Genomic DNA, 20,795 nt, shown 5'->3' with positions numbered 1-20,795 from the left:
GCGTGATCAGCGGGGGACGGCAACTCAGGCCCCGTACCACCGCGCCTCGTTATTCACCTGCTCCTTGTTGGAGCGCACCGGCTCCCAGGCCACGTGGCGTCGGGCCGGACGGGCGGTGATGTCGCGGGAACGGTAGACCACGTATGGCCGGGTGGTGTAGCCGACCGGCGCGGAGAAGGCGTGCACCAGACGGGTGAACGGCCAGACCGCGATGATCGTGAAGCCGGCGATGACGTGCACCTTGAACTGCCACGGCACGTTCGCCATCAGCTCCGGCTGCGGGTTGAGGATCAGCAGCTGGCGCAGCCAGGGCGAGATGGTCTCCCGGTAGTCATAACCGTGGGGCCCGCCGAAGAGCTGCAGGCTGACCGTGGCGATGAACCCGCTCAGGATCGCCAGGCCGAGGAAGACGTACATCACCTTGTCCGAGCGGGACGTCGACAGGAACACCGAGCGGTTGACCACCCGGCGGTAGATCAGGCCCGCCAGCCCCAGCACCGTGGCGACGCCGGCGACCACGCCGGGGTAGGTGGCGATCAGGTGGTAGACACCGTCGTTGATGCCAACCGACCTGGTCCAGGACTTCGGGATCGCCAGGCCCATGAGGTGGCCGAGGACCACGAACACCATGCCCCAGTGGAACAACGGGGAGGACAGCCGCAGCAGCGCGGACTCATAGATCTGGGTCGAGTGGCTGGTCCAGCCGAACTGGTCGGTGCGCCAGCGCCAGATCATGCCGATGACGAAGGCGGCGATACACAGCCAGGGAAATGCCACCCACAGGAAAATTTCAAAGGCGGGCATGACGGGTCTCCTTCTAGGGTTGATCCGGTTGATGGGTCGGGAAGGGGAGCGGAGTGCCGATGCCGACCAGTTCCGCGGGCGGACCGGTGCGGATGAGCTCCAGGTAGCTGTCGGCGGTGGATTTGTCGATCTCGGGCAGCCCCATGGTCAGGGCGATCACCAGGTGGGCGAAGGGGGAGTTCAGGTGCTCGAGCGCCGCCCGCAGCACCTCGATGCCGTCGCGGTGCGCGGACAGGATCTCGGTGGCCCCGCGGTGGGCGTTCCGGTCCCCGGTGGCGGCGGCCTCCAGGATGACCCCGATGTGGTCGGCCAGCTCCTCCCGCGCCAACTCGAAGCCCAGTGCCTGCAGCTGCTGCCGGAAGGCCAGGATGGCGGCCCCGCGCTGGCGGGTGTCACCCACGGCGTAGTAGCTCAGATACGGCGAGCAACGCCGCCGCTGATCGAAGGTCTCCACGTAGTGGGTCTGCAGCCCGCGCAGCCCCAGTCTCCGGGCGGCCTCCAGAAACTCCGTCAGCTCCCGGGCCACCGCCGGGGGCAGCTCCCCGGCCTGCTCTGCGGTGACCGCCAGGATCTCCAGGTAACGGTTGTCCGCCGGGTAATCCAGCAGCAGCGAAGCCATCATGAACAGGCTGCGGCGTTGGGCCTCCCTCAACTTCACCGGGCGGGTGAAGTTCTCCGGCAGCTTGCCGGTGTGGGTGCGTCTCATCGCGCATCACCGCGGTCGGGGAACAGGGCGTCGGGACGCTCGCCCGGCCCCCAGGACAGCAGGCTGACGGTACCGGCCTTCCCGTCATCGGCGGCACCGTCGTCGCCGCAGCCGCAACCGCCCTCGGTGGTGCAGGCGGTCGGAGCCCCCATGCCCAGGTCGTCGCGGGGGAGCAGGTGCCGGGTCGGGTCGGCGTCGCCGAAGGGGTCCAGGCTGGTGATCCCGCGCGGCGTCTCCGGGGAGGCGGTCGGGATGACATAGCGGTCATCATATTTGGCGATGGCCAGCAGCCGGTACATGTCCTGGACCTGTTTTCCGGTCATGCCCACGGCTTCGGCGATCCGCTCCTGCGGCTCATCACCCAGGTTGATGTCGCGCATGTAGGACCGCATGGCCACCAGTCTGCGCAGGGATCTCTCCACCGGCACGGTGTCACCGGCGGTGAACAATCCGGCCAGGTACTCCAGCGGGATCCGCATGGTGGACAGGGCGGTGAACAACACCTTGTCATCCTCGCCGTCATTGCCGGAGGCCGTGACCTGATCCACGATCGGGCTCAGCGGTGGGATGTACCAGACCATCGGCAGCGTCCGGTATTCCGGATGCAGCGGCAGGGCCACCTCGTAGGTGAAGATCAGGTCCCAGATCGGGGACTGCTGGGCGGCCTCGATCCAGGAGTGCGGGATGTTCTCGGCCCGGGCGGCCTCGATGACCCGGGGATCATGCGGGTCCAGCAGGAGGTCCTTCTGGGCGGCGAGCAGGTCGTGCGGGTCCTCGGTGGCGGCGGCCGCCGCCACCTTGTCCGCGTCGTAGAGCAGGACGCCGAGGTAGCGCAGCCGACCGACGCACGTCTCGGAGCACACCGTCGGCTGGCCGATCTCGATGCGCGGGTAACACAGCGTGCACTTCTCTGCCTTGCCGGTGTGGTGGTTGAAGTAGACCTTCTTGTAGGGGCAGCCCGAGACGCACATCCGCCAGCCGCGGCAGTGGTCCTGGTCCACCAGGACGATGCCGTCCTCCGTGCGCTTGTACATGGCACCGGAGGGGCAGGAGGACACGCACGTCGGGTTCAGGCAGTGCTCGCAGATGCGCGGGAGATAGAACATGTAGGCGTCCTCGATCTCTTTCCGCACCGTCAGGTTCATCTCCTTGAGCACCGGATCCTCGTCCAGGGTGGTGGTGGAGCCGCCGAGGCTGTCATCCCAGTTCGACGACCACTCGACCTTGTCGATCTGGCGGCCGTCGAGCTGCGAGATCGGCCGGGCCGTCGGCTGGGTGCGCTGGCCCTTCGGCGCGCTCATCAGCTTCTCGTACTCATAGGTCCAGGGCTCGTAGTAGTCGTCGATGCCCGGCAGGTTCGGGTTGTGGAAGATGGTGGCCAGCTTCTTCAGCCGTCCCCCGGCCTTCGGCTTGATCTTGCCGTTGGCGGTGCGGACCCAGCCGCCCTTCCACTTCTCCTGGTCCTCCCAGCCGCGCGGGTAGCCCACGCCAGGGCGGGTCTCGACGTTGTTGAACCAGACGTACTCCATGCCCTCCCGGTTGGTCCACGCCTGCTTGCAGGTGACCGAACAGGTGTGGCAACCGATGCACTTGTCCAGGTTCATCACCATGGCGACCTGTGCCATTACCTTCATTAGTACTCAACCTCCTGGGAGCGGCGACGGATCCGGGTGACCTCGTCGCGGTTGTTGCCGGTGGGACCGATGTAGTTGAAGCCATAGGTCAGGTGGCCGTAGCCGCCCGCCACGTGCAGCGGTTTGATCATGATCCGGGTCAGGGAGTTGTGGCTGCCGCCGCGACGGCCGGTCTTCTCGTTGACCGGGGTGCCCATGGTCCGTTCCTGGGCGTGGTGCATGAACACGGTGCCGGCCGGGATGCGGTGGCTGACGATCGCGCGGGCGGTGACGATGCCGTTGCGGTTGTGTGCCTCGACCCAGTCGTTGTCGGCGATGCCGACCTGCTCCGCGTCCTTGTGGGACATCCAGATCACCTGGCCGCCGCGGGACAGCGAGAGGGTGTGCAGGTTGTCGTAGTACTGGGTGTGGATCGACCACTTGTTGTGCGGGGTCAGGTAACGCACCGTCACCTCCCGCTCGCCGGACTCCCCGGTCAGCAGTTCACCGGGGCCGGCCTCACCGTTGAGGTGCAGCTTGTCCAGCGGCGGGCGGTAGATCGGCAGCGACTCGCCGTAGTCCATGAACCAGTCGTGGTCGAGGTAGTAGTGCATCCGGCCGGACAACGTGTGCCAGGGCTTGTCGTACTCGATGTTGATGGAAAAGGCCGTGTAGCGGCGCCCGCCCTTCTTCGAGCCGGACCACTCGGGGGAGGTGATCACCTCCGCCGGGCGTTCCTTGACCATGTCCCAGTTGATACGGCTGCCCTCGACGTCGGTGTAGAGCTCCGACATGTCCGTGCCCACGCGGGTGCCCTGGTTGATGAAACCCTCCTTGGACACCGCGCCGTTGGATACCCCGGACAGGTGCAGGATCATCTCCGCGACCTTCGGGGCGGTGTCCAGCAGCGGGCGCTCCCCGGCCGAGACGGTTTCGCCGGTGCTGTTGAGCAGGGCCAGCTCCTCGACCTGTTGGGCCACGTTGAAGGAGGTGCCGTGCACAGCGGTGCCCTTCTCCCCGGTCAGCGGGCCGAGGTGCAGCCACTTCTCGTGGATCTTGGTGTAGTCGCGCTCGACGGGGATCAGCTTGGCCATCGTCCGACCGGGGACCAGACCCTCCTGTTCCACATCGGGGACGACACCGCCGGGCATGTTCAGCTCGTCCGGGGAATCATGGCCCAGGGGCGCGGCGATCACGTCCAGCTGTGTGCCCAACCAGCGGTGGGAGAGCTCGGAGGTGTAGCGCGACAGGTCCCGGAACACCTCGAAATCGCTGCGTGCCTCCCACGGTGGGGCGATGGCGGCGTTGAAGGAGTGGATGAACGGGTGCATGTCCGTGGTGGACAGGTCATGCTTTTCGTACCAGGTCGCCGCGGGCAGCACCAGATCCGAGACCAGGGTGGTGGAGGTGTTGCGGAAGTCCGTGGTCAGCATCAGGTCGAGCTTGCCCTCGGGCGCCTGGTCCCGCCAGACGATCGACTCGGGCCGCTCATCCGGGCCCAATTCCTGCGCGGTGGCGTCCGAGTCCACGCCCAGCATGTGGCGCAGGAAGAACTCCGTGCCCTTGGCCGAGGAACCCATCAGGTTGGTGCGCCAGTTCAGCAGGATCTTCGGCTGGTTCTGCGGCGCGTCCGGGTCCTCACAGGCAAACTGCAGGTTCCCGGAGTTCAGCTCGTTGACGATGTGGTCGGCGACCGGGATGCCCTTGTCCTTGGCCTCCGCGCCCAGCAGCAGATTGTTGCGGGAGAACTGCGGGTAGGAGGGCATCCAGCCGCGCTTCATGGCCTCGATCAGGGTGTCCGAGGTCATCTTGCCGTCCACCGATCCGCGGTTGGCCAGCGGGGAGGCCAGCCGGTCGGCCCGGGTGTTGTCGTAGCGCCACTGGTCGGTGAGCAGGTAGTAGAAGCCGGTGGTGATCATCTGGCGCGTCGGGCGCTGCCAGTCCAGGGCGAAGGCGTACTGGGACCAGCCGTTCATCGGCCGCAGCTTCTCCTGGCCCACGTAGTGCGCCCAACCGCCGCCGTTGACCCCCTGCGTGCCGCACATCGAGGTCAGCGCCAGGAAGGTGCGGTAGTGCGAATCGGCGTGGAAGTAGTGGTTGACGCCGGCACCCATGATGATCTGGGAACGGCCCTTCGAATCCACCGCATTCTGCGCGAATTCACGGCCGATGCGGATGGCTGCGTTGGCCGGCACACCCGTGAGCTCCTCCTGCCAGGCCGGGGTGCCTACCACCGCGGCGTCGTGGAAGTCAGCGGGCCACTCTCCGGGGAGGTTGAGGTCGGTGCGGTTGACCCCGTAGTGGGCGAGCATGAGGTCATAGACGGTGGTGACCAACTGCCCGTTGACCTCGGCCACGGGCACGCCGCGGTGCACCACGCCCGCCCCGATGGGGCCCGCTTCGCTGGCGACGCCCGGGAGGTCGAACCGGGGGAAGAGCACCTCCGCGGTGGCGGTGGTCCCGGTTTCCGCGACCGACATCACCGGGTCGGCGTCGTCGAGACGCAGGTTCCACTTGCCGACGCCGTCCTCGCCGTAACGGTCCGCGACGGTGCCGCCCGGGTCGACCACCGAGCCGTCGGCCTGCATCACCAGCAGCCGGTGACCGGCGTGGGCGGTCTCCGCCAGGGCGTCGTCACCCGCGTGGGTGGCGGTCAGAAACTTTCCCGGGGTGTGGGTGCCGTCCTCGCGCTGGTCCAGCGAGATCAGGAAGGGCGAGTCCGTGTACCTGCGCATGTAGTCGAGGAAATAGGGTGTCTGCCGGCCCACATGGAATTCGGAGAGGATGACGTGCCCCATGGCGAAGGCCAGCGCCCCGTCGGTGCCGGGGGCGATGCGCATCCATTCATCGGCGAACTTGGTGCTGTCGGCGAAGTCGGGGGAGACCACCACGACCTTGGTGCCCTTGTACCGGGCCTCGACCATGAAGTGGGAGTCAGGCGTGCGGGTGACCGGGATATTCGAGCCCCACATCATCAGGTAGCTGGAGTTGTACCAGTCACCGGATTCGGGCACGTCGGTCTGGTCGCCGAAGGTCTGCGGGGAGGCGGGCGGCAGATCGGCGTACCAGTCGTAGAAGGACAGGGCGACCCCGCCGATCATGGAGAGGAACCGGGTGCCGGCACCGTAGGAGATCTGGGACATCGCGGGGATCACGGTGAAGCCGGCGATCCGGTCGGGGCCGTACTCCCGGATCGTGTACACGTGGGCGGCCGCGGCGATCTCGATGGCCTCTTCATAGGGGATCCGGATGAGACCGCCCTTGCCGCGTTGGCTGACATAGGCATGCCGGTTCCCGGGGTTTTCCACGATTTCCCGCCAGGCCAGGACCGGATCCCCGGTGCGCCGTTTCGCCTCGCGGTAGAGGTCCACCAAGGCGCCGCGGGCGTAGGGGTAGCGGATCCGCGTGGGGGAGTAGGTGTACCAGGAGAAGGAGGCCCCGCGGGGGCAGCCGCGCGGCTCATAGTCCGGCATGTCTGAGCCGGTGGCGGGGTAGTCCACCGCCTGGGACTCCCAGGTGATCACGCCGTCCTTGACGTAGACCTTCCAGGAGCAGGACCCGGTGCAGTTCACGCCGTGGGTGGAGCGCACCATCTTGTCGAAGGACCAGCGGTTGCGGTAGAAGATGTCCGCCTGACGGCCGCCCTGCAGAAAGATCTGCTGGCCCGCGGGATCGGAGGAGCCCCGGCGCAGGTAGGTGCCGAACTTGAACAGCGGATTGGTCGAGTCGTTCCCGGTGGCGGACTTCGGGTGAGCGGTGGTCATGGAGATCCTTTGGTCACGAGGGGGATGGGGGAGCGGGAGTTGTCCGGTTGACTATCCCGGGTAGGGCGCCCTGGGCCGTGCGTAGAAGACCCAGGTCAGTACGGTGGCGAGACCGAAGAAGACGACACAACCCCAGAAGAAGGTGGCGGGGGCCAGCATGGACAGCAGCACGCCGACGAGGAAGGGGCCGAAGGCGCCGATGGCCCCGGTCCAGCCGATCACCCCGCCCGACTGCCGCTTCGGCAGGATCATCGGCATCTGTTTGAAGGTGCCGGCGTTGGCCAGGCCGGAGAAGAAGGCCATGACCAGCATGGCGGCCAGGAACCACCAGAACTGGCGGTGGCTGTCGGGGGTGAGGAAGAGGGCGGCCACACCGGTGAAGACGGTCATGCCCAGCAGTCCGAGGAAGGTCCAGATCGCGCCGCCGAAGCGGTCGCACAATGGTCCCCACAGTGCCCGGACGGCCGCGCCGATGAAGGGGAAGAGGAAGGCCCACGCGGCACCGCGCGGGAGGTCCGCCTCGGGTACGGTGCCCACGAACCCGGAGCTGATGCCGAAGGTGTTGTTGATGAGCAGGGCGAGCTGGGCGGAGAATCCCGCGAAGGCACCGAAGGAGGCGAGGTAGACGATCGTCAGGATCCAGGTGTTGATGTTGCCGAAGATGTCGATCTGCTGCCGGAAGTTGGCCTTGACCGGCACGTCCTTCAGGTAGAGCCAGGCGATGACCGCCATCAGCACCGACCAGGGGGCGAGAAAGATGGCCGGGTTGTGGACGAAGATGTGCTCGCCGATGTCCGTGCGCTGTGGGGCGACGAAACCGATGCCCAACAGGGTGAAACCCATCAACCAGGGGGCGACCAGCTGGATGAAGGACATTCCGAGGTTGCTCAGGCCCGCCTGCAGCCCCAGGGCGGTGCCGGATTTGCGTTTCGGGAAGAAGTAGCCGGTCGAGGGCATGAAGCCGGAGAACACGCCGCCACCGATGCCGGAGAGGAAGGACAACGCCAGCAACCACCAGTACGGGGTGTCGGTGGACTGGACGGCAAAGAACCAGCCCAGCATCGGCAGGACGAACAGCAGGGCCGAGAGGCTCACCAGCTTGCGGGTGCCCAGCACCGGCGGTAGGAACATGAACAGCAGGCGGAAGATACCGCAGGCCAGCCCCGGGATTGCGGTGAGCCAGTACAGCTGGGCGGCCGAGAGATCAAACCCGATCTGATTGAGCAGCGGGGCAATGGCCGAGACCAGGTACCAGGTGGCGAAACCGATGAACAACGTGATGGTCGAAATCCACAGCGTCCGCCAGGCGATGGTGGAGTCCCAGGTTTCCTCGTCCTCGGGGTCCCACCCGTGAAGCACCCGGCCATCAGTATTGAGCGCTGTCATTGCACATGCACCTCACCGCGAAAATATCGCAACGAAAACTGAAAGAGTTTCGGAATGATCTTTTTTTATCCGGGGGTTGTCTTCAGTCGTTGAACCGCCGGTTAAATTACGATCCTTTTTCAGTGTATCGCGTCTGACCTGCACTGTCGATCGGTATAACAGCCGTGGGTAAAGGTAATTAGCGAACACTATTGTTGCGGAAATAGGTTACTGCAGGTCATCAGTAGTGCGGGTTTTTATCCTTTAGAAATATGGTTGAATAGGAGGGTATTCACATTCTGAAAGGGACTTCCGCGAAGTGGAAAAGAGGTAGAATGTTGCGGCACGCCACGCTACGGGGAGCGGTCATCGTCGTCTCGGACCGCTGTGTCAGCGGGGAACGGGAGGACGGGGCCGGCCCCTTCGCGGTGGCCGCCCTGGCCGAGTACGGCGTGAGGGTGCCCGATGTCCGGGTCGTCCCAGAGGGGCGAGGGGCCGTCGGGCAGGCGATACGCGCCGCCCTGGAGGATGGTGCCCGCGTGGTGCTGACCGCCGGGGGCACCGGGGTCGGGCCGAGAAACTTCACCCCCGAGGCCACTGCGGGTTTTCTGGCCGTCCAGCTGCCCGGGGTGGCCACCCAGATTCTGCTGGCCGGCCTGGCCACCACCCCGCAGGCGGGTCTCTCCCGCGGCCTGGTGGGGTTGACCAGCCGGAACCCGGACGCGGCGTTGATCGTCAACGCCCCACACTCCCGCGGTGGAGTGGCGGACGTGGTGGGGGTGATCGGACCGCTCCTGCCGCACCTGTTGGAACGGCGGGACACGGTCAGTGGGTGAGGGGAAGTGCGGGGAGGAGGTCCAACCGCGGAGGTCGCGGTTCCGGTGACGTATTCCGGTTGGACACCAGGCTACTGCTCGGGGAGTTCGTACTCGCCGAGCGCCGCCAGTTCCTCGAGCGTGTCATAGTCGCGCTCTTCTCCGGTGCCGGCCAGCTCGGTGACGGAGCCCGCGGCACCCACCAGCGCCTTGGCCGGTTTGTTGGCGGCATCCCCCAGTTCATTGAGCGCCAGCCACAGGGACTCGGTGTGCCAGACCGCGCAGAGCGGCTGCAGGTGCCCGCCTTCCTCCCGGATCACGGCGACGTCGGCGCCGGACTCATCGAGGGCCTCGTTGAGCTCGGGGATCAGGGTGGCGGATTCCGGGGCGTCGACAGCGAGTACGGCGGTACGTTCGGCCGCGGCCTCCCGCAGCTCCTCCATTCCCGCCAGGATGCCGGCCACCGGCCCGGAGAACGGCGGGTCCTCGGCGGTGACCTTCACACCGGGACGCACCTCGAGGTTGCGGCCGGAGACCACGACAACCTGCTGCAGGGCGTCCAACACGGAGACCTCGTCCAGCAGATGGTCGATCAGCCGTTCCCCGTTGACGGTGACGGCGGCCTTGTCGACACCACCCATGCGTTTGCCGCGGCCACCGGCCACGATGATGACGTCCATTCCAGGTACGGTGTTCATGATGCGGGCAGCTCCCGGTTCCAGTCGCCGGACCGTCCGCCGGACTTCGCGGTGATGCCGCAGGTCCGGATATAGGCGGAACGATCCACTCCCTTGACCATGTCGATCACGGCCAGCGCGGCGACGGAGACCGCGGTCAACGCCTCCATCTCCACGCCGGTGCGGTCGGCCGTGCGCACGGTCGCCTCAACGGCCACGTGATCGTCATGGATGGTCAGCTCGACCGCACAGCCGTGCACCCCGATGGTGTGGGCCAGCGGCAGCAGATCCGGGACCTTCTTCGCCGCCGAGATCCCGGCGATGCGGGCCACTGCCAGCACATCCCCCTTCGGCACGGTGCCGTCACGCAGGGCAGTGAGAATCTCCGCGGAGCACGCGACCTCACCACGGGCAGTGGCGGTGCGGACCGTCGGGGTCTTCTCGGTGACGTCGACCATGTAGGCCGTGCCATCCGCGGAAAGGTGGGTGAATTTCGGTGCGGTCATACTTTCCCAAGTTACCGGATCAGCAGCACCGGCAGGGGAGGTCCACCCGAGGATTCGGGGTCCGCCGGGTCCAACACCGCCAGCCCGTCCACGCCGGACAGGGAGACCACCAGATGGCTCCCGACCCCGGACGGGGTGAAGGGGGTGGCGGTGGGTGCCCCACCGCTCCAGTCCAGCCGGACCGGCACCAGCAGGGGACGCTTCTTCGGGGTGGGGAACGCAGCTGCGGGCCGGGCCCACACGTGCGGGCGGTCCAGGAGCCCGGTGCCGGGACGCCCCCCACCCAGGGCCTGCAGCAGCGGGGCGACGAAGAGGTGGAAGGACACGAACACCGCCACAGGATTACCCGGCAGGCACACCAGGGGAGTGCCCTCCCAGGTGCCCAGGCCCTGCGGCTTGCCGGGCTGCATCGCCACCGGGCCGAACCACACGCCTTCGGCACCGGCGACCTCGCGCACCACGTCGAAGGCCCCGGCCGACACCCCGCCGGTGGTGATGACCAGATCCGCCTGTTCCGCCGCGGCGTGCAGGCCGGCGCGGAACTGCCTGGGGGAGTCACCGGTGTGGAAGCAGGTGATGCCGGTGACGCCGGCCCGGGACAGGAGTCCGGTCAGCAACGGCTGGTTGGAGTCGGGGAGCTGGCCCGGTCCGGGGAGCTGGCCCGCGGGCACCAGTTCATCCCCGCTGCTGAGTACCGCCACCCTCGGCGCCGGATGGACCGGCACCTCGGTGATTCCCACGGAGACCAGGGCGGCCAGGGTGCCCGGGTCGATCCGGGTGCCGGACGGGACCGCGACCTCACCGGGGGCGATGTTCTCTCCCCGGCACCGGATGTGGGCGCGGTCCGGGACTTCGGCGGGCACGGTGACCGTGGTGGGCAGCTCCTCGGGGCCGGCGGGGACGTCGGTGAGCTCCACCGGGATAACCTGCAGTCCGGGCGGTACCGGATCCCCGACGGGGGCGCCCGTCATGATGCGCACCGCCTCTCCGCTGCGGGGCGGACGGGCGACACCGCCGGCGGGGACGTCCCCGGCCACCGGCAAGGTTACGGCGTGATCGGGGGATAGATCACCGCTGTGCACCAGGTAGCCGTCCATGGCGGAATTGCTGAAGGGCGGCACCGCGAGGGCCGCCACGGCATCCGCGGCCAGCACCTGCCCCCCGGCCGTGGTCACGGGGACGGTCCGGGTGAGTGGGGTGGGGGCCAGGGCGAGCACCCGGGAGAGGTGGTCGGTGATGCTGCGGGGGTGGTCCGCCACCTCAGCCGCCGATCGCGGACATGGGCCGGTCCGGCTGCAGGAAGCCGGGATCATCGATCCCGTGCCCCGGGAGCTTGCCCCACATGGCGGTGGCCCACGCGGTGGCGAGCTCGGCGTCGGATGCTCCACTGCGCATCAGGTCCCGCAGCGGGGTCTCCGAGTTGGCGAACAGGCAGTTGCGGATCGCCCCGTCCGTGGTCAGACGGGAGCGGTCGCAATCGCCGCAGAAGGATTCGGTGACCGAGGCAATGACGCCGAGCTGGCCACCCGGGTACTCGGCGACGTCCCATTTCGCGGCCGGGGCGGAGCCCCGGGGCTCACTGGCCGGGGTCAGGGTGAACTCGCCCTGCAGACGTGCCAGGATGTCTGCGGCGGTGACCATCTCGCTGCGTTTCCACTGCTCGCGCGGACCCAGCGGCATCTGCTCGATGAACCGGAGCTGGGCTCCCTTGGCCAGGCAGTACCGGGCCAGCGGGACGATGTCGTCCTCGTTGACCCCGGGCATCACGACCGCGTTGATCTTCACCGGGGACAGTCCGGCGTCGACGGCGGCGTCGATGCTGCGGAGCACGTGGTGCAGCCGGTCGCGCCGGGTCAGGGACTTGTAGCGTTCGGCGTCGATCGTGTCGAGGGAGATGTTCACCCGGTTCAGTCCCGCCTCCCTGAGACTGGCCACCTTTTTGTCCAGCCCCAGGCCGTTCGTGGTCAACGCCGTCTGCACGGCACGGCCTTCGTCGGTGCGCAGCGCCGAGGTGAAGGCGATGATCTCGGCGAGTTCGCGGCGCAGCAGCGGCTCACCGCCGGTGAACCGGATCTGCCGGATCCCGAGCAGCTCCACGGCGATGCGGATCAATCGGGTGACCTCGGCGAAGTTCAGGGTCTGCTCGGTGGGCAGCCACTCCAGTCCCTCAGCGGGCATGCAGTAGGTGCAGCGCAGGTTGCAGCGGTCCGTCAGGCTCACCCGGAGATCACGGGCGACGCGGCCGTAGCGGTCGGCCAGACGGCGGGTGCCGTCGGCTGCCGCCGGCGGCAGGTCAGCGGGAGCCGTGGGGGCGGAAGGTGCCCCAGGCGGCGTGGTCAGCAGCGTCAGGTGCGTGGTCATGTTCCTCCAATCCTACGGAGCGGCGGGCTTATTTCAAGGTTTTCCCGGGAAAATAGCGGGGCCCAACTCCCGTTCAGGGGCACGGCCATTAGTCATCGCCCGGTCCTTTGAGTTTGATGACGTGGAGATCTCCCGCGGCCAGGTGTTTGCGGAGATCCTTCTTGTCGTATTTATCCACTGAAGTCTTGTCGATGCGGTCCACGAAAGACCAGTACTCCGGCAGCATCCAACTGGGCAGTTCGCTGCGCAGGCCGTTCCGTAACCGCTCCGCGGTGTGGGAGCCGGGGTCGATCTCGTTGTGCAGGACCACCACCGCCAGGGGGCGCTCCCCCCACTTCTCGTCCGGGTAGCCGATGACCGCGCACTCGACCACCTGGGGAGCGTCCACGATCAGGTTCTCCAGCATCACCGAGTAGATCCACTCCCCGCCGGAGCGGATCACGTCGCGCGCCCGGTCCTGGACCGTGAGATAGCCGTCCGAGGTCACCGAGCCGACGTCGCCGGTGCGCAGCCAGCCGTCGGCGGTGAACTGGGCGTCCGCGGTGTCGACGGGCTGGCCGCGGAACGTGCTGGCGGGTCCGTTGTCCTCGGCGGGCGAGTGATAGTAGGAACCGGTGACCCAGTTGCCGCGGACCTGCACCTCACCCTGATTGCGGTCCGTCCGGGCGACAACCTGGCCGTCATTGACCACCCGGAACTCCAGGGAAGCGGGGAACCTGCCCTGACTGATGCGGTAGGCCCAGCGGTCCTCGCCGGAGACCCCGGTGGGGGGTCGGGAAACGGTGCCCACCGTGGAGGTCTCCGTCATGCCCCAGACGTGCACGATGTCCACTCCGTAGCGTTCCTCCCACAGCCGGATCAGCATGGGCGGCGCCGGGGAACCGCCCACGAAGATCTCCGTCAGCGACATCCGCTCCGGGGGGCTGGTCAGGTAATGGACCATCAGCTGCGTCCACAGCGTGGGTACTCCGTGGGCCACGCGCGGATGTGTGGTGGCGATGATCTTCGCCAGGGTGGGGGCGGACAGGTCGGAGCCCGGAAAGACCAGTGGAGTGCCGGCCATGAAGGCGGCGAAGGGCACGCCCCAGCTGAGGACGTGGTAGATCGGGACCCCGCACAGGAAGGAGGTTCCGTGGGTGATGGCCAGGGAATCATTGGAACGCAGCGACATGGACTGCAGGTAGATTGAGCGGTGGGAGTAGGCAACGCCCTTGGGCGCCCCGGTGGTGCCGGTGGAGTAGCAGATGGCCGCCGCGGTGTCCTCGTCGAGCACCGGCCAGTGGTAATGGGTGGAGCGGCCGTCCAGCAGAGCCTCGTAGGAGTACACCGAGACCCGCTCCGGGAGCAGGTCCCGGGGCCGCGTGAGGTCACCGTATCCGGTGACCACCACCGCCCGGACTGAGGGGCAGTTGGTCAGGACCTTGCCCAGCTGCTCCACGAGCCGGGGATCGACGATGATCACCTCATCTTCGGCGTGATTGATGATGTGCCGGATCTGATCGTTCATCAACTGCTTGTTCAGCGGGTTGAACACAGCCCCCATCGCGGTGACCGCGAACATCGTCTCCAGATGCTCGGCGCAGTTGTAGAGCATGGAACCCACCCGCTGGTCACCGGTGATGGCCAGATCGTCATGCAGTGCGTGGGCGAGGGCTGCGGCCCGTGCCCCGATGGCGGCGAAATCCGTGACCTGGGGCTCCCCGTCAACGTAGGTGGTGACCTGGGTGGTGCCGTGGACCGACGCCCCGTAGTCGAGGATCCGGGAGATCGACAGGGGGAGGTTCTGCATCGTGGAGCGCATGGGATCCACTCTAGCCGTGCACCGGACAGACGGAAGGCGGGGTTTGGCCCGGTCCGAGGGTGGCGCCCGGCCCCCTGAGAATCAGGTTGGCGGGAAGAATGCACCGGGGAAGTTGTTCCAGCAGGGGAGGGGCGGTGACCGCGGCACCGCGCCTGCCAAGACCCGTATTCCGCGGCTGGAATGCAGATGCGCTAGAATGTCGGGCAGATCGATAAGGCACCTGTATTCGCCCTGAGCGATCGCTTGCCCGAGTGGCCGGCCCACCGCACAGGTCCGGGCTGAAACCCGGGTGCCGTCAATTCCTCGGTCTGCTGAAACCGGAAGTCTCTCATTCCGGAGACAATTTTTCTCTTGGGGCTCCACGTCCGGTGGCGTCGGGGTTGGAATCATCCGTGCGGATGATTGACTCCCGCGCTCCCCATGACGTCGTTGCCCCGGCAATTCCACAGAAGTAGCGCTCGCAGTCACTCGGTGACCGATTTTCCGTCACACGTGTATCTGAACTGCTGAAGCCCATGAAAGGAAATCTGTGACCCAAACGGATAGCGCCGCTGCCACGGCAGGCGGCGAACAGCAGAACCTGGCCTCCCTGCGGATTCCCGAACTACGGAAGATCGCTGCGGAGAAGGGACTGAAGGGGGTGTCTGGGCTGCGTAAGGGGGACCTCATCACCGCGATCCAGACCGGCCGAGCGCCCGCTGGCGTCCGAGCTCCCAAGAAGGGTGACCCGGCGCAGTCCGAGGCGGCCCCGCAGCAGGAGAACACGGCGGAGAAGCAGGCTCCGAAGACCGATGCCCCGCAGGCTCCGAAGGCGGAGCAGCAGGCGGACAACGACGCCGACGACAGGCCGGGGGACAACGACCAGTCCCAGGACGGCGATTCCGGTGATGACCACCGCTACGAGTCCCGTTCCGCGGCCCGCCGCGCCCGCCGCAATCGCGCCCGTCAGAATCAGCGGGACCGTGATCATCAGGATGACGGGGAGCCGCAGGATCACAAGTCCGCGGATGACTCCTCATCCGATCCCCAGCCCAGGCAGCAGTCCCGTGACACCAAGAAGGATTCCGGCGGGGACTCCCACAAGGACGGGGAGCGTGAGGACAAGCCGGAGCACTCACGTGATAAGCAGGATGACCGCGATAACCGCAATGACCGCGGTGACCGCAACTCCCGGGACAACCAGGATGACCGCGATAACCGCAATGACCGCGGTGACCGCAACTCCCGGGACAACCAGGGCGGCCGCAACGACCGGAATGACCGCAACGACGGTGATCGTCGGGGCCGGCGCAACCGCCGCGGCCGTCGGAACCGGAATGACCGCGACCACCGCGACCAGAACCAGCAGGACGACAACCAGCAGGACAACCTGCAGGACGTCGCCGGCATCCTGGACATCCTGGACAACAACACCGCGTTCGTCCGGACCACCGGCTACCACGCGTCGCCGGCCGATGTCTTCGTCCCCAACCAGCTGATCCGCAAGTTCGGACTGCGCCGTGGTGACGCCGTGACCGGACAGGTCAAGATGTCGGGCAACCAGGGCGGCCATCACGGAGGTGGCCGCAACCGGCAGAAGTACAACAACCTGGTCCGCGTGGAGACCGTCAACGGCATGACGGTCGAGGAGGCCCGGGGCCGCGATGACTTCGGCAAGCTGACCCCGCTGTACCCGAACCAGCGACTGCGCCTGGAGACCGAGCAGAAAGTCCTGACCACGCGCGTGATCGACCTCATCATGCCCATCGGCAAGGGACAACGCGCGCTGATCGTGTCCCCGCCGAAGGCCGGTAAGACCACCATCCTCCAGAACATCGCCAACGCGATCGCCACCAACAACCCGGAGTGCTACCTCATGGTCGTCCTCGTGGACGAGCGTCCCGAGGAAGTCACTGACATGCAGCGCAGCGTCAAGGGCGAGGTCATCTCCTCCACCTTCGACCGCCCGCCGGGAGAGCACACCGCTGTGGCGGAACTGGCCATCGAGCGCGCCAAGCGCCTGGTCGAACAGGGCAAGGACGTGGTGGTCCTGCTGGACTCCATCACCCGCCTGGGCCGGGCCTACAACAACTCTTCGCCGGCCTCGGGCCGCATCCTGTCCGGTGGCGTCGACTCCAACGCCCTGTACCCGCCGAAGCGTTTCCTGGGTGCCGCCCGAAACATCGAAGACGGTGGTTCCCTGACGATCATCGCCACGGCGATGGTGGAGACGGGTTCCGCCGGCGACACCGTGATCTTCGAGGAATTCAAGGGCACCGGCAACGCCGAGCTGAAGCTGGACCGCAAGATCTCCGAGCGCCGGGTCTTCCCGGCCGTGGACGTCAACCCCTCCGGAACCCGCAAGGATGAGCTGCTGCTCAATCCGGACGAGGCCCGCATCATGCACAAGCTGCGCCGGATCCTCTCCGCCCTGGACAACCAGCAGGCGATCGATCTGCTCATCAAGCAGCTGAAGAAGACCCGTTCCAACGGTGAATTCCTCATGCAGGTCGCCTCCAGCGCGCCGATGGCCGCGGACAAGGACGAGGAGGACTATTCCTAAACATGAGCAATCAGGTTTCAGCGGTTGACGACATCCTCTCCGAGTACCAGGGTCTGGAGGCCCAGCTCGCGGATCCGGCGCTGCACGATGACCCCGCCGCGGCCCGGAAAGTGGCCAAGCGCTACTCGGAGCTGCAGCCGGTCATCAACGTCCACACCGAACTGACCCAGGTCAGCGAGGACCTCTCGGATGCCCGGGAGATGGCGCACGAGGACCACGAGTTCCAGGGCGAGGTTGAACGGCTGGCCGCCCTGGAGGTCGAACTCGAGGAGAAGCTCGCCGACCTGCTCGCTCCGCGCGATCCGCAGGACGGCGAGGACATCATCATGGAGGTCAAGGCCGGTGCCGGGGGTGAGGAGGCCGCGCTATTCGCGGGTGAGCTGCTGCGCATGTACCAGCGCTACGCCGAGAAGCACGGCTTCGCCACCGAGATCCTGGATCTCGCGGACTCCGATCTCGGCGGGGTCAAGGACGCCACCTTGTCCATTCGCCTGAAGAAGCCCTCCCGCGATGGCGCGTGGTCCGTGTTCAAGTTCGAGGGCGGGGTCCACCGCGTGCAGCGCGTGCCCGTCACCGAGTCCCAGGGTCGCATCCAGACCTCCGCCGCCGGCGTGCTCGTCTACCCGGAACCGGACGAGGTCGAGGCCGTGGAGATCGACGAGAAGGATCTGCGCGTCGACGTCTACCGTTCCTCCGGTAAGGGCGGCCAGGGCGTGAACACCACGGACTCCGCGGTGCGCATCACCCACCTGCCCACCGGCATCGTGGTCACCTGTCAGAATGAGCGCTCCCAGATCCAGAACCGGGCCCGCGCCATGCAGGTGCTCCAGGCCCGGCTGGACCAGATCGAGCGTGAGAAGGCGGAGGACGAGGCTGCCGAGGGCCGGGCCTCCCAGGTCCGCACCATGGACCGTTCCGAGCGCATCCGGACCTACAACTGGCCGGAGAACCGCATCACCGACCACCGCATCGGCTACAAGGCGAACAACCTCGACCACGTCCTCAACGGCGAGCTCGACGAGTTGTTCACCGCCCTCCAGGCCGCCGAGCGCGCTGAGCGGCTCGAAGCGGAGTAACCCGGACGTGCGAACTCTCTCGCAGGCCCTGGCCGAGGCCACCGCAGCGCTTTCCGACGCCGCGGTGGCCTCGCCGGCCAATGACGCCCGGTTGATCGCCGCACACCTGCTGGGCGTGGACACTATGCAGCTCTTCCTGCGGGGTGGCGATCCGGTACCCGGGGGATTCGCGGAGATGGTGGCCCGCCGCGTCCGTCGCGAACCCCTCCAGCACATCCTCGGGGTAGCACCCTTCGGCCCGCTGGACCTCGTCGTCGGGCCGGGCGTCTTCATTCCCCGCCCGGAGACCGAGGTGCTCGCGGACTGGGCGGTGCACGGGCTCGCCGACATCGCGCGGCCGCAGGTGGTGGACCTGTGCACCGGTTCCGGTGCCCTGGCCGCCTACGTGGCCACGGAGCGCCCCGACGCCCGGGTCGCGGCGGTGGAGAAGCAGCCGTCGGCCCTCGACTACGCCCGCCGCAATCTACCGCAGTGGGTGGAGCTGGTGGCGGGGGACGTCACGGATCCGGCGATCCTGCCGCAGTGGCAGGGGAAGTGCGACCTGGTGGTGAGCAACCCCCCGTATGTGCCGGAAACCCCGGAGCTGGATCCGGAGGTCTACCAGGATCCGCCGGAGGCCGTGTTTGCCGGGGCCAGCGGCATGGACGTCATCGTCGCCATGACCGAGACCATCTCGCGGCTGTTGGCCGCGGGCGGGCGGTTCGGGGTGGAGCACGATGACGCCACCTCCGCCGAGGTTCAGGAGGTTTTCGCAGACCACGGCGCCTTCGGTGACATAGCGGTCCTTCATGACCTGACTGGTCGGGCCCGCTTCGTCACGGGGAGTAAGCTGTGAGACTGACTGTTTGAGGAAAATCGATGGGAGTGGGCTAGTGAGCAAGATCTACCAGTGCGATGAGGGGGAGTCTCGCGCGACGGGAATCGCCGCGGCCGCGGAGGCCGTGCGTGGCGGTCGCCTGGTGGTGCTGCCCACCGACACCGTTTACGGACTCGGCTGCGACGCCTTCAACAATGACGCCGTGGCCAGTCTGCTGGCCACCAAGCACCGCGGCCCCGACATGCCCGTCCCGGTGCTGGTCGGCAGCTGGGACACCATTCAGGGCCTGGTCCGCGAGTACAGCCCGAGGGCGAAGTCGCTCGTGGAGGCGTTCTGGCCGGGTGGGCTGTCCATCGTGGTCCCCGAGGCCCCCAGCCTGCCGTGGAACCTGGGCGATACCCGGGGCACCGTGATGCTCCGGATGCCGTTGCACCCGGTGGCCATCGAACTGCTGCGGGAGACGGGCCCCATGGCCGTCTCCAGCGCCAACATCTCAGGGCAGCAGCCGCCGACGACTGCGGTCAACGCCAAGCAGCAGCTCGGTTCCGCGGTCTCGGTCTACCTCGACGGGGGCACGGCTCCCGTCGGGGAACCCTCCAGCATCGTCGACCTGGCTGGACCGGTGCCCCGCCTGTTGCGTGAAGGCGCCATCAGTGGTGAGCGGATCGCCGGTGTGCTCGACATGGATGTGGAGACACTGCGGGGCGCCCGGTAGATGGGCATCGGCGTTTCCGGGGTACCGCTGCGCGAACTGGGGCTTGTCCTGCTGGTTGCCGCAGCGGTCACGTTCCTGTTGACCGGGGTGGTGCGCTCCGTCATGGTGCGCACCGGCCGGGTGGCGGAGATCCGGCAGCGCGATGTACACACCCAGCCCACCCCGAGCGCCGGCGGTCTGGCGATGTATTCCGGCTTCGCCGTCGCGGTGTTCCTGGCGAGTCAGCTGCCCGCCCTGACCAGGGGGTTCATGCCGGTGACCCCGGAGATGAACGCCGTCCTCTGGTCGGGGCTGGTCATTGTCGTGGTCGGGGTCATCGACGACATCTATGAACTGGACGCCATCACGAAGTTGATCGGACAGGTCCTCGGGGCGCTGGTGATGAGCCTGCTGGGGTTGTCCTGGAACCTGCTCTACCTGCCGGTGGGGGACGGAACGACCGTGGTTCTGGACCAGGTCCAGGCCACAATCTTGACTGTGCTGGTGACGGTCACCCTGGTCAACGCCATCAATTTCGTGGACGGCCTCGATGGTCTGGCTGCGGGCCTGGGCATGATCGCCGGTCTGGCGATCCTGGTCTTCTCACTCACGGTGCTGCACGACCAGGGTGGGGCGGTGTCCGCGTATCCGCCCGCGATCATCTCGGCCGGCCTGGTGGGCATCTGTCTGGGATTCCTGCCCCATAATTTCGAGCCCTCCCGGATCTTCATGGGTGATTCCGGGGCCATGCTGATCGGCCTGTTGCTGGCCGCGGCGTCCACCTCCGCCTCCGGAAAGATCACGATGAGCCTCTACGGCGCCGGCGACCTCATCGCGCTGATCTCACCGGTGATCGTGGTGCTGGCGGCGGTGGCGGTGCCGATGCTGGACCTCGTCATGGCGGTGGTCCGCCGGCTGTCGCGGGGCCAGTCCCCGTTCGCGGCGGACCGGATGCACCTGCACCACCGGCTGCTGGCGATGGGGCACAGCCACCGCCGGGTTGTCCTGGTGCTCTATCTGTGGGTGTCGGTGGCCGCCTTCGGAGCGGTCAGCTTCTCCATCGTCCCGGCCCGGTGGGCCGTGACCGGCTGCCTGGTGACGCTGGCCATTGCGTTGCTCGTCACCTTCGTGCCCTGGCTGCGCCGGCGAATCGGGGGAGAAACCGCCCCCCGCGGCTAATTGGTTGGCTGGGTGTCCCAGGGGGTAGGATTTCGACGCGTGAGCACCCCCCGAGACAGCAACCCGTCCGAGTTC

At 67.2% G+C, this 20,795-nt stretch carries 16 protein-coding genes; 6 read left to right on the top strand and 10 right to left on the bottom strand.

What is annotated here, in order from left to right:
* Positions 1 to 24 precede the first annotated feature (24 nt).
* Genes narI through ACQCVD_RS07755 form a run of 5 tightly spaced genes read right to left on the bottom strand, consistent with a single transcriptional unit; the run spans position 25 to position 8,273 of the window.
* Positions 25 to 804, bottom strand: coding sequence for a respiratory nitrate reductase subunit gamma (gene narI, locus ACQCVD_RS07775; RefSeq protein WP_426823163.1), 780 nt, complete (start codon positions 802 to 804; stop codon positions 25 to 27).
* 13 nt (positions 805 to 817) lie between these two features.
* On the bottom strand, positions 818 to 1,510 hold the full coding sequence (narJ, locus tag ACQCVD_RS07770) for a nitrate reductase molybdenum cofactor assembly chaperone (protein WP_426823162.1): 693 nt from the start codon (positions 1,508 to 1,510) through the stop codon (positions 818 to 820).
* The gene (gene narH, locus ACQCVD_RS07765; protein WP_426823161.1) at positions 1,507 to 3,144 is read right to left on the bottom strand and encodes a nitrate reductase subunit beta; all 1,638 of its coding nucleotides are present in this window, start codon (positions 3,142 to 3,144) and stop codon (positions 1,507 to 1,509) included. Before narH ends, narJ begins: the two co-directional genes overlap by 4 nt.
* Complete coding sequence (locus tag ACQCVD_RS07760; protein WP_426823160.1) at positions 3,144 to 6,887, bottom strand: nitrate reductase subunit alpha; 3,744 nt, start codon at positions 6,885 to 6,887, stop codon at positions 3,144 to 3,146. Before ACQCVD_RS07760 ends, narH begins: the two co-directional genes overlap by 1 nt.
* Before the next feature lie 51 nt (positions 6,888 to 6,938).
* Entirely contained in the window at positions 6,939 to 8,273 is a 1,335-nt protein-coding gene (locus tag ACQCVD_RS07755) for a nitrate/nitrite transporter (RefSeq protein WP_426823159.1), read from the bottom strand.
* A 314-nt stretch (positions 8,274 to 8,587) separates the two neighbouring features.
* Between ACQCVD_RS07755 and ACQCVD_RS07750 the strand changes: the two genes are divergently transcribed.
* Complete coding sequence (locus ACQCVD_RS07750) at positions 8,588 to 9,088, top strand: molybdopterin-binding protein (protein WP_426823158.1); 501 nt, start codon at positions 8,588 to 8,590, stop codon at positions 9,086 to 9,088.
* Between the two features lie 71 nt (positions 9,089 to 9,159).
* Here ACQCVD_RS07750 and mobA read toward each other — a convergent pair whose 3' ends face one another.
* From mobA to ACQCVD_RS07725, 5 genes are all read right to left on the bottom strand, one after another.
* Positions 9,160 to 9,747 carry a molybdenum cofactor guanylyltransferase gene (mobA, locus tag ACQCVD_RS07745; RefSeq protein ID WP_426823240.1) on the bottom strand — a complete coding sequence of 196 codons (588 nt, stop codon included), beginning with the start codon at positions 9,745 to 9,747 and terminating at the stop codon, positions 9,160 to 9,162.
* 14 nt (positions 9,748 to 9,761) lie between these two features.
* A complete protein-coding gene (gene moaC, locus ACQCVD_RS07740) occupies positions 9,762 to 10,250 on the bottom strand; it encodes a cyclic pyranopterin monophosphate synthase MoaC (protein ID WP_426823157.1) in 489 nt (162 codons plus the stop codon).
* A gap of 11 nt (positions 10,251 to 10,261) precedes the next feature.
* Positions 10,262 to 11,509, bottom strand: coding sequence for a gephyrin-like molybdotransferase Glp (glp, locus tag ACQCVD_RS07735; protein ID WP_426823156.1), 1,248 nt, complete (start codon positions 11,507 to 11,509; stop codon positions 10,262 to 10,264).
* A 1-nt stretch (position 11,510) separates the two neighbouring features.
* Positions 11,511 to 12,611, bottom strand: coding sequence for a GTP 3',8-cyclase MoaA (gene moaA / locus ACQCVD_RS07730; protein WP_426823155.1), 1,101 nt, complete (start codon positions 12,609 to 12,611; stop codon positions 11,511 to 11,513).
* A gap of 88 nt (positions 12,612 to 12,699) precedes the next feature.
* Positions 12,700 to 14,412 carry a long-chain fatty-acid--CoA ligase gene (locus ACQCVD_RS07725; protein WP_426823154.1) on the bottom strand — a complete coding sequence of 571 codons (1,713 nt, stop codon included), beginning with the start codon at positions 14,410 to 14,412 and terminating at the stop codon, positions 12,700 to 12,702.
* A gap of 529 nt (positions 14,413 to 14,941) precedes the next feature.
* Between ACQCVD_RS07725 and rho the strand changes: the two genes are divergently transcribed.
* Genes rho through ACQCVD_RS07700 form a run of 5 tightly spaced genes read left to right on the top strand, consistent with a single transcriptional unit; the run spans position 14,942 to position 20,720 of the window.
* The gene (rho, locus tag ACQCVD_RS07720) at positions 14,942 to 16,954 is read left to right on the top strand and encodes a transcription termination factor Rho (RefSeq protein WP_426823153.1); all 2,013 of its coding nucleotides are present in this window, start codon (positions 14,942 to 14,944) and stop codon (positions 16,952 to 16,954) included.
* 2 nt (positions 16,955 to 16,956) lie between these two features.
* Positions 16,957 to 18,030: a peptide chain release factor 1 gene (gene prfA / locus ACQCVD_RS07715; protein ID WP_426823152.1), complete on the top strand. Its 1,074-nt coding sequence runs from the start codon at positions 16,957 to 16,959 to the stop codon at positions 18,028 to 18,030.
* A gap of 7 nt (positions 18,031 to 18,037) precedes the next feature.
* The gene (gene prmC / locus ACQCVD_RS07710) at positions 18,038 to 18,865 is read left to right on the top strand and encodes a peptide chain release factor N(5)-glutamine methyltransferase (protein WP_426823151.1); all 828 of its coding nucleotides are present in this window, start codon (positions 18,038 to 18,040) and stop codon (positions 18,863 to 18,865) included.
* Between the two features lie 37 nt (positions 18,866 to 18,902).
* The gene (locus ACQCVD_RS07705) at positions 18,903 to 19,562 is read left to right on the top strand and encodes an L-threonylcarbamoyladenylate synthase (protein ID WP_426823150.1); all 660 of its coding nucleotides are present in this window, start codon (positions 18,903 to 18,905) and stop codon (positions 19,560 to 19,562) included.
* Positions 19,563 to 20,720, top strand: coding sequence for a glycosyltransferase family 4 protein (locus tag ACQCVD_RS07700; RefSeq protein WP_426823149.1), 1,158 nt, complete (start codon positions 19,563 to 19,565; stop codon positions 20,718 to 20,720). It abuts the gene before it with no gap.
* The last annotated feature ends 75 nt before the right edge of the window (positions 20,721 to 20,795 follow it).

This window comes from Corynebacterium halotolerans (assembly GCF_050107895.1).
Taxonomy (GTDB): domain Bacteria; phylum Actinomycetota; class Actinomycetes; order Mycobacteriales; family Mycobacteriaceae; genus Corynebacterium; species Corynebacterium halotolerans_B.
The sequence above is the reverse complement of the archived record's forward strand: the minus strand, read 5'-3'. Positions and strand labels throughout refer to the sequence as shown.